Raw genomic sequence first — 14,437 nt, 5'->3', positions numbered from 1 at the left:
AAATATCGACGACGCTCCAGAAAAAATGGATCGTCCGCGACGAGCGCCTGCCGCCGTTGCGCCAAGTCGCGCAGCGTTCGTTGCGAGGGTCGGCGCGCCGAGCGCCCGACCCTTCGGGCTCGCGCCGCGAACATGACCCTCCGGGCGTTCGCGGCTTGCGCCGCTCCTGCCGGAGCGACCTCGGATCCGACTGCGGCGATCGCCGCGCCCAAAAAAACGCCGGGCCCCGAGGCCCGGCGAATGCGTGCGCCACAGCGCGAAATTCAATCGCCCAAGCAATCGTCGCGATACGTCGCGTACAGATCGTCGTAAGCGGTTTCGCCTTCTGCGCGCAGGTACTGCGGGATCAACCAATGGCGCGAGCTCGCAGCCGGAGCGTACAACTGCGCCAGGAAGCACCATTGCGAACGCTCATCGAAACGCAGCAAGCCGTAACCATAGGTGTTGTCGACCGCGTCCTCGCTCAGCCGGTTCTCGCGCTTGCCGGCCACCGCCTTGAGCGTGCGCAAGGTCGCGTCGATCAGGTCCTTCTCTCGCTGGTTCGTCATCTGCACCCGGGCCTGGCGCTGCGATTCCGTCGCGTCCGGCCGCACCACGCCGGTCAAGGTGGTTTCCGCCAGCCCGGTATACCAAGTCAGTTCCGAGGCCGGAATCTTCGCCGCCTTTTGCGCTTCCATCAACGCCAATTGCCGATGATGCTGCAGCGCCAGCAGCGCCAGCCCCGCCGCGTGCGGCGTAGCGGCGGAGGTGCCCTCCATGTAGCCCACGGACAGGTTTCTGACCACCGTGAAGCTGGTCAGATCCGGCTTCGGCGTGTCGGCCGCCACCGTGGGCAGAACGCCGCCCGGACCGAGCACGGGGCCGCGCGAACTGTAACTGGCGTCGTAGCCGTCGAGCAGGCTCTTCGCGCCGACCGCCACCACCCACGGCGAATCGGCGGGCGAGCCCAGCGAGCGCGCCATGACCGCATAGTTCGGCGCATGCAGCGTGTTCCCCAGAAACAGACGCAGGAAGTGCCCGCCCCGCGGAGTCTTGCGCACGATCCGCACGCCGAAGATACCGCCGCCGGACGCGCGGGATCCGGGATAGGCCGACACCATGCCTGCGCAACGTTGGGTACGGTCCGCATCCGAAGCGACGTAGGAGAGGCGTTCGTTCGGCAACGAGCCCAGGCTCCCGTCCTGGACCGCATCGCCGCTCGCCACCACCGTCCATCCGGCCGGTTCGACCACGGTCTGCACGCCGTTGTCGTCGCGGACTTCGGCGTCGGTCCAGCGCACCAATTCCAAACGATAGTCGCTGGACGCGTTGGTCCAACGCGTCGGCCAATCGCTCCAGGCCAAGTTGAGTTCAAACTGCCGAAGGCGCGCCAGCAGACCGCTGGGATAGAACGGGATGCAGTCGTCGTATTTCGCATCCCCCGTCCGCAATTCCGACACCAGCCGCACGATGTTGACTTCGTCCGGCACGCCCGCGCCGGCCGCATTCGGGGCCTCGGAACCGAAGTCTTGCGCCACCTGCGTACCGCCTCCCTCGGTGCTTTGCCCGTCCCAGTGGGAATCCGCCGAGTTTCCGGCGCCCACGACGGTCAGCACGCCGTTGCCGCGCGCCGCCTCGATCGCCTCGTACATGCCGCGCGCTTCGCCGTCCCCGGGGGTTCCATCGCCGGGCGAATTGCCGAAGTCCGCCAACGACATGCTGATGATCTGCGCGCGCGGCGGGCCCAGGCGTTGGTTGTTCAGATCCAGATGCGCGGCGTCCTGAATCGCGCGGATCAAATTGACCGACATGGCGCCCGGGTACTTGCTGTGCTCCTCGCCGACATCGTAGAGGCGGTAGTTCGCGCCGGGAGCGACGTCGTAGAGGATTTCGGTCACCGCGTTGCCGTGCCTGTCCTCGGCATACCCGAACGCGTAGCCGTTCGGAGGGATTTGCACCGTGTTCTCCGCGGCCGGCCATTCGCCGGCTTCGCGCAGCTTGGCGATATCCGATGCGCCGAACCCATCGATGATGGCGACCGTCAGCCCCTTGCCGTCGAGCCTGCCGCGCAGCAGTTCGGGAATGCGCTCGCTGTCGCCCAGCGCGCGCAGCACGTCGGTGCGGCTCGCGGCGACGCCCTCGCTGACCAGGGACGACTGCCTCACGCTCGGCGGAAGCCGGACCGCGGCCACGCCCTTCAAGCCGGCCACCCATTCCAGCCGCGCCAGCGGCACCACGGCGTGCAGCATCGGCGAACCCGGCACGGCCTGGGCGCTGAGGCCGGCGTCGCTCAGGCGCCGGCCCAGCGTTTGCGCCGCGTCGGCGAGCTTGGCCGGATCGGCGATGTCGTCGTGAGCCAAGGCCAGACCGATGCTGACCCGGACGTTCGCGCCGTCGTGCGCGGATTGCGGCAACCCGACCCGCTCCAGCGCGACGATCTGCGCCGCGGTCTGCGCATCGGCCGTGTCCGACGCGCGACGCCGTTGCCCGAACCATTGCACCGCCTGCAGCAATTGGCCGCGGCCCAGCTTGGCCTGCGCCGGGTTGTGCGGTTCGGGCGAAGCCGCGCCCGCGTATACGGGCGCGCCGGCGAACGGCGAACGGACGGCCGCCGGCGCGACGCCCGCGGGCGACGATGGCTGCGAAGGCGAAAGCGACGGCACCGCCGCGGTGCGGCCGGGGCGTTGCGGAGGAGGTGAGGGCGACAGCCCTATCGCCACGAGCGCGCACGCCGCGGCGAGCGCAAAAAAGCGCTGGACGGTAAATAGCTTCATCGATGGAAGGCCTGGAGGGGCGGCGCGCGTCGATGCGCGCCGTGGGCGTCGTTGGGATCGAAGCCGTCGTAACCGGCGTTCGGCTTCGCAGCTCGAGCGCCGCGTCGGCGATCGCCTTTCGCGGAGGCTCGAACATTAAAACGCGGCGCGCACGCACGCCCCTATTCATACGCGTCTGAAATATCGACGACGCTCCAAGAAAAACGCCGCAGCCCGCGGCGCGCACAGGACGACGGCCCCGGCCCATGCCGTGCGAACAGCGCAGCGACGCAAGCCTCTCCCGCAACGCGAACGGCGCCCTGTGCGGCGCCGTTCGCATCGCCCGCGCCGGCCGCGGCCGGCGGGTGTTTCAGCCCAGATCCTTGAGCACGTTGTCCGCCGCTTGCAACGCCAGCGCGGCGATGGTCAGGGTCGGATTCGCCGTCGCCGTGGTCGGAAACACGCCGCTGCCGACCATGTAGAGGTTCTCGTGGTCCCACGACTGCTGGCGCGCGTTGAGCACCGAATCGCTCGCGCTGGTGCCCATGCGGTAAGTGCCGATGATGTGGCCGGCGCCGTAGAACACGAAGTTCTGGCCCTGATAGCGGAACGTCGACGGCGACGCGCCGCTGCCGCTCATGACCGCGTCCCCGGGCGGCATGGTGTACTCGGTCGCGCCCAGCGCCTGGAAGATCTGGGTCGACGCCTGCTTGGCCGAGACGAAGGCGTTGCGCACGTAATCCTCGCGGATGCGGTAAGTCACCTGCGGCCGCGGCAGGCCGAGGTGGTCCTTGTACTGCGTGGACAGCGTCACCCGGTTGTCGGGATCGGGCAATTGCTCGATCAGATAGCCCAGCCGCAACTGACGGATGTAGACGCCGTTGAGCGTCTGCGCCAGCTTCGATCCGTAGAGCTGGCTGAACGCCGGCAGGTTCGGATCGAAGCGCAGCTGCTGTCCCTGCGCGTTGACCGAATTGCCGTTGAGCTGGCTGTTGTTCTGGCCGAACACGAAATCGGCCAGCGTGGTGTTGGGATCGTTGGTCGCCCAGTTCCAGCCCTCGTTGCCGATCTCGATGCGATAGGCCGCGCGCTGGCTGCGGAACGCGCCGTCGCGCGCCGCTTCGATGCCCGAGGTCGACAGCGGCCCGCGGAAGGCATAGATCGGATCCTTGGCCAGCCCCCAGGCCAAATACATCACATGGTCCATGAGGTTGCGCCCGACCTGCCCGGAGCGGTTGGCCACGCCGTTGGGAAAGCCGGGATTGCCGTTGGACATCAGCAGCAGCTTCGGCGTTTCGATCGCGTGCGCGGCGAGGATGTAGCGCTTGCCCACCGCGGTGCCGCGGCCGCTGACCGGGCCGGTCTGGGTGTCGTAGGTCAGATAGTCGATGCCGCTGACCTGACTGCCGTTGAGGCGGATGTTGCTGGCGACGGTCTGGTACTGGATCTGCACGTTGCCGGTCTGCAGCGCCTCGGCCAGGGTCACGGTGCCGTCGTATTTGGCCTGGATCGGGCAGATCGGAATGCAGTTGGTGTTGCCTGCGCACTGGCGGCGCTTGCCCGGGCGCGAGTTGCGGCCTTGCGGCGTCGGCGTCACGAACAGGGGAATGCCGTCGATCTTCAGCGACGTCACCGGCTGCTGGTACGCCACATCGTTGAGCGACATCACGATGCCCGGCATCGGGAAATCGTAGTCCGTCCCGTACACGCCGCTGGGCTGCACGTTGAAGGTCTTGTACAGGTCGACCATCGGATCGCGATCGCTGGACACGCCGATCACCTCGGTCGCCGCGCGGTAGTACGGCAGCAACTGGTTGTAGAACTGCAGGCCGCCCGGCCAATCTACGCCCTGCCCGTACTTGGTCTTGAGCTGGAAATCGTTGGGCAAGTGCATCAACGACGTACCCAGCCAATGCCAGGTGGTGCCGCCGGCGACGCGCTCGTAGGAGCTGCCGAACGCGAAGGTCATCTGCGGATCGGTGGCCGAGATCGCCGCTTGCGGGCCGTAGACGAAATAGCACTGCGTCGGGTTCTGCCATGAGCCGATCTGCAGCACCGTGTAGCGAGGCGTGTTGAGCGTGGCCGGGTCGGGCTGGCCGAGCGGGTTGCTGGCGCTGCCTGCGCCTTGCATCGTCGGCGGATACGGCGACTCGGGCGTCTTGGCGTTGGCGGTGAAGAACGTCTGCATGTAGTCCTCGCGGCTCTTGGGCACCGGCGGCCCGCCTTCGAGGATCAGCACTTTCTTGCCGGCTTTGCCGAGCTGGTAGGCGATGATCGCGCCGGAAATGCCCGAGCCCACGATCACCACGTCGAAACCGCCGGAAGGCGTCGCGATGCTCATACCGGATTCTCCAGATAGGCCGACAGCGGCGCCGGGACGCTGGCCCAGTAACCGTAGTTGTAGGTGGTGCTGCCCATCGGATGCGACTGCATCACCCGCCACACCAAGCCCAGGGTGTAGCTGTCGGCGGAGAGCACCGTGCTGAAGGTCTGCCCGTGGGTCGGCGAGCCGGTGTCGGCCACCGTCGGCCACGCGCCGGCGTACCACAGGAAGATCAGCTGCCGCATCGCGAACACCTGCGCCGCGCTGGTGCCGCTGCCGCCGAGCATCTGGCCGACGATCTGCTCTTCGCTGCCGGGCTTGCTGCCGCCGGCCACGAACAGCGTCTTGTACCGCTCCAGGATCTGCTCGGCCATGCCGCTAGGCAGATTCTCTTCGAACGCCGCCAGATACGCCGCCTTGATGTCGATCGAAGCGAACGGCGAGGCGATCGCCTCGCTGCTGAAGCCGGTCAGGCCCACGCTCATGCTGACGAAGTAATCCATGTAGTCGAACACCATGTCGCTGTCCCCTTATTGCGCGCGCTGCAGCAGGTAGGTGAAGTCCGAGGTCAATCCGGTGGTCATGGTCGCGTTGTTGTGGCAGGCCATGCAGCTCGACGATGCCTGCGGCACGCGGCCCTGGATGTAGGTTTCCAAGGTGGTGTTGGCGAGGAACGCGGGCGCCGGATTGCCGGTGGGATCGATCGGATTCTTCGGATTGGTCGGCCACTGCGTGCTGACCAGCTCGTAGTTGGCCCAGACCGTGCCCGGATAGTTCTTGCTCAGCAGCGCCTGATAGGTGGCGTTGAGCCGCTTGGTCGAGTCGGTCAGCGGGATCACCCGCATCACCTGGGTCGGCTGGGTATAGGCGTTGTTCGGATTCCACGGCCGCGGCGGCGGCTCGTTGACTTTGCAGGTGGTGCAACTCTTGTTGTAGAAGTTGTAGTGCGCCTTGTCGATCGGCTCGCCCTGGGTCGGCACGTTGTCCACGTGCTCGAAGCTCGACCACACCCATTGCGGCTCGCCCTGGGTCTTGTGCGCGATGTGCAGCCCCACCAGCCCGACGGTCTGCAGCTTGCACGACGCCTGCACGCCTTCGTGCTCGCCGGGATTGGTATAGACCAGCGCCTTGGCGGTGTGGAAGCGCTTGGCGTCGTCGCCGGCGCCGAGCACCTTCCACGCCGACTTGACCATGATCGCGCCGACTTGCTTGGAGTTCGCCGGCAGCGCGAAATTCGCCGGCTTGCCGAACTTCTGCTGCCCCGCCTTGCTGTACAGGCCGTTGGCGACGATGTTGTCGAACATGTTCTGATTGGTCAGGATCGCGAAGCGCACGTACTGGCCGTTCTGATCGATCAACGGGCCGGTCTCGAAGGGCTCGCCGCTTTCGTCGAGCACGTTCGGGGTCTTGCCGACCTGAGTCAGGCGCAAGGTGGCGTTGCCCACGTCCTTGCACACCGGCGGCGGCGGCGTGTCCTGGCCCCACGGCGGCGGAGGCGCGCCGCCGGGCAGGAAGATCTCGCGGCTTTCCTTCCAGTTCTCCCACACCGTCGGCACGTCGGGGCCGATGGTCGCGCCGGAGTTCGGATTGCCGTCGGGCCCGGCCGGCCAGTTCACCGCGACGAAGGACTGCCACGAGAACAGATCGAAATCGTCTTGCAAATCCTGCAGGTCCGGATTGCTCTGCGGCACGCTGACGTCCAGCGGGATCGTCGAACTCAGCGGCGGCGGCGGCGGCCCGCCGTTCCACGCCTGTTGCGGACGCGGCTGCGCGCCGGACGGTTCGGACCGCACGCGGCCGTCGCTGCAAGCGGCCAGCGCGAGCGCCAGCGCGGCCGCCGCCAAGGGCAGCGAACGCGCGTGCGGGTAAGTGCGGAAGATCTGCGGCATGTCGGGGTCCCCGTGCTCCTCGATGGACGCAGCGGAGGTTTCCGCTGCGCGGCGAGGCGGCCCGGGCGCGTCCGACGGCGCGGCCGCGCGCGCACGCACGCGGGCGCGGGCGCGGCGACGTCGGCTGGCGGGCGGTGCGCGGGCTGCTTCGCGTCGGGAACGCACGCTAAGCGCGCACGCGCGGCGAAAGTGCGACGTGCAAGGCAGAAGCCGCGCAAACCGCGCAAGCGCGACATCGCGCGGCGCATTTGTCCTCGGCGCGGCCGCGATTGCGTATGAACCTGTGGGGCGATGCGGCCCGCGCGCGCGCAGCGCGCCAACGACGGTGAGCGTAGGTGAGGTCTGTTGCATCGCAACGCGGTTGTGCGCGAACGCGCGTCGCCGCAGCGACGGCGACCGGGACGCGCGCACCAACCGCGCGCACAAAAAAAGGCGCCGGACCGAAGTCCGGCGCCCCAGGGACGGCCCGCGCCGCATGCGCACGGCGCGCGCCGCCGATCCGCGATGGCGTTACTTAGTGGCGCAAGTCGCGCTGTTCTCCGTGCGCAACTGGTCGTAGCTCTTCTGGCCCGCCGGCAGCGGGTTCGCCTGCGCCGGCAGCAGCGCGCGGTACTTGGCGTCGTAGATCGACGACAAGAAGCAGGCCTCGGAGTTCGCGTGGAACTTCAAGCGGCCGTTGCCGTAGCTGCTGTCGAAACCGGCCGCGCCCAGGTCGTTGCCGCCGGTGCTCGACACGTACACCAGCGAGTCGTAAGTGGCGTCCGCCAAGTCGATGTTGCGCTGCTTCAACAACGCGGCGCGCGCGTCCTTCTGCTCCTGGGTCGCACCCGCCGGCAGCGGCGCCGGCACGGTGGCGTTGGTCAGCTGACGCTGATGCTGCAAGCCCAGCAGCGCCAGCGCGGCCACGTGCGGGGTCGCCGACGAGGTGCCGTTGAACTGGTTGTCGCCGTAGGACACGGTGTCGACGTTGGCGAAGTTGGCCAGATCGGGCTTGGCGTTGCCCGCGGCCTGCCCGGCCGGACGCGCGCCGCCGGCGGCGAGCACCGGGCCGCGCGAGCTGTAGCTCTCCAGGTTCGAGGTCGCCGCGTCCAGCGCCGCCACCGTGATCACGCTGGCCGAGTCGGCCGGATGCACCAGCGAGCGTTCGTTCTGCCCGTACTGGAAGCTGTGCAGGCCGCCGCTCATCAAGCGCAGGAAGTTGCTCGCGCCCGCGCTCTTGCGCACGATCCGCACGCCGAACTTGCCGCCGCCGGCGAAGCGGTTGTTGAACACGCCGTCGCAGGTCGTGGTCTTGGTGTTGGCGGCCGGATTGAGCACCACGCGCTCCAGCGGCTGCTGGCCGGCGCCGCCGTTCTGCGCTTCGTCGGATTGGCTCACCGCGACCCAACCGGCCGGCGTCACCGTCACGGTCTTGTAGCTCCAGGTGTTCCAGTCCCACTGGCGCTGGGTCACCGCATCGGCCCAACGCACCAGTTCCAGGCGGTAGTCGGCGTCGGTGGTGTTGGCGCCGCCGGTCCAGTCGTTCCAGCCCAGCCACACGTCGATTTCGATCAGGCTCTGATCGGCCTGCGAGACCGCGCCGACCGGAATGCATTCGCCGAAGCCGTCGATGCGCAGCGGATTGATGTTGTCGGCGATGAGCGCGCCGTTGGCGTCGCGGTTGCCGACCACGAAGTCCTGCAGCGTGTTGGCGACCGCGCCCGCGGTGCTGTCGTCGTCCCAATGCTTCTGCGCTTCGTTGCCGGCGGCGTTGAGGATCAGCACGCCGTTGCGCGCGGCCGCCTCGATCGCGTCGTACAAGCCCTTGAGGTTGCTGCCGGTGCCGGTGCCGTCGCCCGGCGCGTACAGCGACATGCCTTGCGAGGCGGTCAACACCTGCGCGCGCGGCTCGCCCTGCGGCTGGTTGAGCGCGTTGAGGTTGGCCGCGTCCTGGATGCCCTTGACCCAGTCGGCGGTCTGGCCGGCGTCGTAGATGCGGAATTTCGCTTCCGGCGCGATGTCGTAGACGATCTCGACCACGGCGTTGCCGTGCTTGACCTTGGTGTAGCCGAACGCGCCGGCGGCGGGCTTGAACAACGTCACCTTGTCGGCGACCGCGGCGCTGTTCTTCGGCCACTCGTTGGCGTCCTGCAGCGCCTTGACCTCGCCGGCGGTGTCGGCGAACTGATCGAACACGGCGATGGTCAGGCCTTCGCCCTTGAGGTCGCGGCGCAGGCCGGCGTCGAGGCCGGCGTAATTGCCCAGCGCGCGCAGCTGATCGATGTTGCTGGCGGTGGCGCCGTCGCTGAACGCGGCGGTGCGCGGCATCGCCAGCAGCGAGATCTGCGCCACGTCGCGCAGGCCCGCCACCCACTCCAGCCGCGCCAGCGGCACGAACGCTTCCAGGCTCGGCGAGCCGTTGATCTTCTCCACTTGCAGGCCGGCGCCGCGCAGGGTTTCGCGCAGCGAGGTCGCGGCGCGGTCGAGCAGGCTGGCGTTGGCGATGGTGTCCTGGCTCAGCGCCAGATTGACGTTGACCTTGACCCGCTCGCCGTCGCGATAGCGCGCGGGAATGCCGGCGCGGTCGAGCGCGGCGATCTGCGCGGCGGCGGTGGCGACGCTGTACGCCGCGCTGCCCGGCGCGCTGGCGCCCGCGGCGCGGCGCGCGGTGGGATCCGCAGCGAAGGACTGCAGCGCTTGCAGCAACTGCCCGGCGCCGAGCTTGGCCTGGGCCGGCGTGTGCGGCACCGGCGCGGCCGCGGCGACCGCGCGCACTTGCGCGCCGCCGGTCGGCGCGGACGCGGCGGACGACGCCGGCGCCGTTCCCGATGCCGACGCGGCCGGCGCGCCGCCGAGCGACGGCGCATTGGCGCGCGACAGCGTCTGCGCGGGCGCGCCGTCCTGCGCCGCCCACAGCAGCGCGGTGGCGCACGCCGCAGTCAAACCGAGCACGGCGAATTTCTTCGTAGCAAGCTTGTTCATTAACCGATTCCTGTATGCGGATGAACGGACTCAGGCGCCGACCGAACGCGCGCAGTCGCCCGCTTCGCAGCGCCCGGCCTCGCGGCCGGGATGCGAACGAAATAGTCGGTGGATGGCAAGCGCACAGAACGTCAGGTTTCTTGTGCACTCACAGACACAAACGCACGCCCTGTTCGATCACCCTACGCGTGTGTCGCTGTTCCTAAAGAACGAATCGCCATGAAGCGGCGATAGGGGGAAAGCGCGTTCGTGCGTTGCGGTCACACTTGTCAGCCGAACTGAATGCGGTGCGGGAACGCAATCGACGCGCGCGCGACGCGGCGATGCAAACCGGCGCGTGCGCGACGAATGCGAACCTCGCGATGCATCCGCGCACGCAGCCGTCGCGGCGCCCTCTCCATCTCGCGCACGGGCTCGCAACGAAAATAGGGCACTGGAACGCATCCAGTGCCCTTGGGGGCAACCCGCGCCGCATGCCGCGCGGCGCGAACCGCGAACCGTCCCGCGTTTACTGCGCCGAGCAGGCCGCGCTGCTTTCGGCGAGCAATTGCTCGTAGCTCTTCTGTCCGGCCGGCAACGGATTGGCCTGCGCCGGCAACAGCGAGCGGTACTGCGCGTCGTACAGCGCCGACAGGAAGCACGACTCGGAGTTCGCATGGAACTTCAGCCGCCCATTGCCGTAGCTGGCGTCGAAGCCGACCGGCCCGAGGTCGTTGCCGCCGGTGCTGGCGACGTAGACCAGCGAGTCGTAGGTGGCGTCGGCCAAGGCGACGTTGCGCTGCTTCAGCAAGGCCGCGCGCGCATCCTTCTGCGCCTGGGTCGCGCCCGCCGGCAACGGCGCCGGCACGGTGGCGTTGGTGAGCTGTCGCTGATGCTGCAGGCCCAGCAGCGCCAGCGCGGCCACGTGCGGCGTCGCCGAGGAGGTGCCGTTGAACTCGTTGTCGCCGTACGAAACGGTGTCGACGTTGGCGAAGTTGGCGAGGTCGGGCTTGGCGTTGCCCGCGGCCTGCCCGTTCGGGCGCGCACCGCCGTCGGCGAGCACCGGGCCGCGCGAGCTGTAGTCCTCCAGGTTCGAGGTCGCCGCATCCAGCGCCGCCACCGTCACCACGCTGGCCGAATCGGCCGGATGGATCAGCGAGCGCTCGGTCTGGCCGTAGCCGAAGTTGTAGCCGGAGTTCATCAGCCGCAGGAAATTGGCCGCGCCCGCGGTCTTGCGGGTGATGCGCACGCCGAACTTGCCGCCGCCGGCGAAGCGCGCCGTGCTGAAGCCCTGCGCGTCGCACGCCGTGGTCTTGTCGGCGGCCGGCGCCTGATAGGAAATGAACTCCAGCGGCTGCTGGCCGGCGCCGCCGTTCTGCGCCTCGTCGGACTGCGCCGCCGCGACCCAACGCGCCGGCGTCACCACCACGGTGCGGCCGCCCTGGCGGCGGGTCACCGCGTCGGCCCAGCGCACCAGTTCGACCTTGTAGTCGGCGTCGGTGACGTTGTTGGCGCGGGTCCAGTCGTTCCAGCCCAGCCACACGTCGAACTCGAAGGTGTCCTTGTCCTTCTGGCTCTTGGCGCCGACCGGGATGCAGCCGTCGTAGCGGCCTTCGATGGTCAACGGGTTCACGCTCTCGACGATCTCCACGCCGTTGGCGTCGCGGTTGCCGACCACGAAGTCCTGCAGCACGTTGGCGCCGGCGCCGCCGGTGCTGTCGCCGTCCCAGTGGTTCTGCGCCTCGTTGCCGGCGGCGTTGAGCACGATCGCGCCGTTGCGCTTGGCCGCGTCGATGGCCTCGTACAAGCCGCGCAGATCGCTGCCGGTGCCGGTGCCGTCGCCGGGCGCGTTGAGGTTGAAACCCAGCGAAGCGGTGATGACCTGCGCGCGCGGCTCGCCCTGGGCGACGTTCTGCGCGTTGAGGTTGGCCGCGTCTTGGATCGCGCTGACCCAATCGGCCACGCCGACGTTGTCGTACAGACGGAAGCTCGCCGCCGGCGCGATGTCGTAGGCGATCTCGGTGACCGCGTTGCCGTGGGCGATGCCGCGATAGCCGAAGACGCCGTTGGAGGACGCGGTCAGGGTCAGCTTGCCCGGCGCGTCGTCGCTGTTGGCGGGCCACTCGTCGGCGTTTTGCAGCCCCTGCACGGCGCCGTTGAGGTCGTTGAAGTGGTCGACGATGGCGATGGTCAGCCCTTCGCCGCGCAGGTCGCGGCGCAGCGCCTGCGCCAGCTGGTCGTAGTTGCCGAGCGAACGCAGCCGATCGATGTCGCTGGCGGTGGCGCCGTCGCTGAACGCGGCGGTGGTGGTCATCGCCATCAGCGAGATCTGCGCCACCGGCGCGAGCCCGGCCACCCACTCCAACTGCGCCAGCGGCACCGCGGCTTCCAGGCTCGGCGAACCGTTGATCTGCTGGGCCTGCACGCCGGCGCCGCGCAGGGTTTCGCGCAGCGCGGCGGTGGCGCGGTCGAGCAGGACCGGGTTGCTGACTTCGTCGTGGGTGAGGGCCAGATCGACGTTGACCTTGACCTTCTCGCCGTCGCGGAAGCGCGCCGGAATGCCGACCCGGTCGAGCGCAGCGATCTGCGCGGCGACGTTGCCGGCCGCGCGCGCCGCGCCGCGGCCGTGGGCGCCTGAAGCGTTCGCGCCCGGCGCGGCGGCGGACGACGACGCGGCCGCCGAATCCTGCGCGAACGACTGCACCGCCGCCAGCAACTGGCCGCTGCCGAGCTTGGCTTGCGCGCGGTTGAGCGGCGTCGGCGCGACCAGCGAGGCCGGCCGCATCGTCGGCGCCGGCACGCTGCCCGACGCCTGCGCGGACGAATCCGATGCGGCCAAACCCGCCGCGGCCGGCGGCCGCGCTTCCTGCCGCATCCACAGCAATCCCGCGGCGCACGCCGCGGCCAGACCGAGCACGGCGAACTTCTTCGTAGCAAGCTTGTTCATCGACCGATTCCTGTAAGCGTAGTGAGCGGATGCGGCGCGTACCGAACGCGCAGCCGTCCGCCTCGCAGCGACCGGCCTCAACGCCGGTTGCCTGCGAAAGAAATAGGAGGTGGGAGCGAGCGCAAAAACCGCGGAATTCTTGTGCGCTCACAGACACAAACGCGTTCGACCCGCGATCACCCTACGCGGGCGACGGATTTCTTAAAGAACGAATCGCCATGAAAACGGCGATGGGGGGATGCGGCGCGGATGCGTTGAAGTCACATTCCGCAAAGCGCGCGCTCGCCGCGATGCTGAACGCGCATCGGCGATTTGCATTAAGACGTCCAAGTCCGGCGACGAAAATCGCCGCCGAGCCGCGCGGCGTTCAGCCCTGCGGCACGCCGCGCGCCAGGATCACTTCCGCGCGCGGCGGCGCGCCGAACAGGCGCTTGTACTCGCGCGAGAACTGCGAAGGGCTTTCGTAACCGACGCGATGCGCGGCAGTCACCGCCTCCATGCCGTCGATCATCATCAGCCGGCGCGCCTCGTGCAGGCGCAGATGCTTTTGGAATTGCAGCGGCGACATCGTGGTCACCGCTTTGAACTGATGGTGCAGCGACGAGGTGCTCATGTGCAGCTCGTCGGCCAAGTCTTCGATGCACAGCGGCAGCAGATAGCGCTGGCGCAGCATCGTCACCGCCTTGGCGACGCGGCTGGAACGGCTGTCGGTGAGCGCCAGCGTGCGCAGGCGGTGGCCGAGGTCGCCCATCAGCACGCGGTAGAAGATCTCGCGCAGCGCCATCGGCGCCAGCACCGGCAAGTCTTGCGGCGTGTCGAGCAAACGCATCAGCCGCAGCACCGCGTCCATCAGCGTGGTGTTGACCTTGGCCGCGTACAGGCCCAGGTCCACGCCGCTGTGTTCGTTCGGCGGCGCGTGCCCGGCATCGACGATCAAGCGCGCGATCTCGGCCGGATCGATGTCGATGCGCAAGCACAGATACGGTTTATCCGGCGTGGCCTCGACCACTTGCCCAATCATCGGCAAGGTCACCGACACCACCAGATAGTTGAGCGGGTCGTAGTGATAGACGCGGTCGGACAGCGTCACCACCTTGCGGCCCTGCGCCACCACGCACAGGCGCGGCTCGTACACCGAGGGCGCGCATTCGGTCGGCCCGCCCATCCGGATCAGATGCAGCTGGCGCACCCGGGTGTCGTGGACTCCGTCGCCGGCGACCGTCAATCGGGCAATCCGGTCCACCAGCTCGGCCTGCGCCGCGCAGTGCCCGCGCTGTGCGATGGTATCGGCGGAAGTGTTGGCGCTCATGGCTTCCCGGGGACGGGCGGACGGCTGGGATTATCGGTACGAATCTGGCCTGAGACTGTGCCGCTTCGGCCGAATTGCAGGATCGGGCAACGATGCGGCAGTAATGTACTAACGCGCCCGCGGTTTCGGGCCTAAGTTAAGCCTACTCCCCCAGCGGTCCCGGTTCCGGCGTTTGCCGGCGCGGTCCGGTGGGCGGCGGCCCGGTCGTGGCGTCCCGCAGGACGCGCGCGCCCGCGGCCGGCGCGCCGGTCAGGAGCCGCCGGCGGGCCGGCGCTCGCGCGCCGCCGAACCGCCCTG

The 14,437-nt window shown here is 68.7% G+C and carries 8 protein-coding genes; 1 reads left to right on the top strand and 7 read right to left on the bottom strand.

The window, feature by feature from the left end; all coding sequences use genetic code 11:
• Positions 1-263: 263 nt before the first annotated feature.
• Positions 264-2,216: a S8 family serine peptidase gene (locus J5226_RS06640; protein ID WP_215839049.1), complete on the bottom strand. Its 1,953-nt coding sequence runs from the start codon at positions 2,214-2,216 to the stop codon at positions 264-266.
• A gap of 133 nt (positions 2,217-2,349) precedes the next feature.
• On the opposite strand from J5226_RS06640, the gene J5226_RS06635 reads away from it, so the two are divergent.
• Positions 2,350-2,892, top strand: coding sequence for a hypothetical protein (locus tag J5226_RS06635; protein WP_215839048.1), 543 nt, complete (start codon positions 2,350-2,352; stop codon positions 2,890-2,892).
• A gap of 210 nt (positions 2,893-3,102) precedes the next feature.
• Here J5226_RS06635 and J5226_RS06630 read toward each other — a convergent pair whose 3' ends face one another.
• From J5226_RS06630 to J5226_RS06605, 6 genes are all read right to left on the bottom strand, one after another.
• A complete protein-coding gene (locus J5226_RS06630) occupies positions 3,103-5,073 on the bottom strand; it encodes a GMC family oxidoreductase (RefSeq protein ID WP_255323015.1) in 1,971 nt (656 codons plus the stop codon).
• Positions 5,070-5,573, bottom strand: coding sequence for a hypothetical protein (locus J5226_RS06625; RefSeq protein ID WP_215839047.1), 504 nt, complete (start codon positions 5,571-5,573; stop codon positions 5,070-5,072). Before J5226_RS06625 ends, J5226_RS06630 begins: the two co-directional genes overlap by 4 nt.
• A gap of 12 nt (positions 5,574-5,585) precedes the next feature.
• Entirely contained in the window at positions 5,586-6,944 is a 1,359-nt protein-coding gene (locus J5226_RS06620; protein ID WP_215839046.1) for a hypothetical protein, read from the bottom strand.
• Positions 6,945-7,454: 510 nt separating this feature from the next.
• Positions 7,455-9,905, bottom strand: a complete 2,451-nt coding sequence (locus J5226_RS06615) for a S8 family serine peptidase (protein WP_215839045.1) — start codon at positions 9,903-9,905, stop codon at positions 7,455-7,457.
• A 508-nt stretch (positions 9,906-10,413) separates the two neighbouring features.
• Positions 10,414-12,831 carry a S8 family serine peptidase gene (locus J5226_RS06610; RefSeq protein ID WP_215839044.1) on the bottom strand — a complete coding sequence of 806 codons (2,418 nt, stop codon included), beginning with the start codon at positions 12,829-12,831 and terminating at the stop codon, positions 10,414-10,416.
• A gap of 367 nt (positions 12,832-13,198) precedes the next feature.
• Positions 13,199-14,140 (bottom strand): AraC family transcriptional regulator, encoded by a 942-nt coding sequence (locus J5226_RS06605; RefSeq protein WP_215839043.1) that lies wholly within the window; start codon positions 14,138-14,140, stop codon positions 13,199-13,201.
• Positions 14,141-14,437: the final 297 nt, after the last annotated feature.

It is taken from the genome of Lysobacter sp. K5869 (genome assembly GCF_018847975.1).
GTDB lineage: Bacteria > Pseudomonadota > Gammaproteobacteria > Xanthomonadales > Xanthomonadaceae > Lysobacter.
Note: the sequence above shows the minus strand (reverse complement) of the source record. Positions and strands in the feature narration are given on the sequence as shown.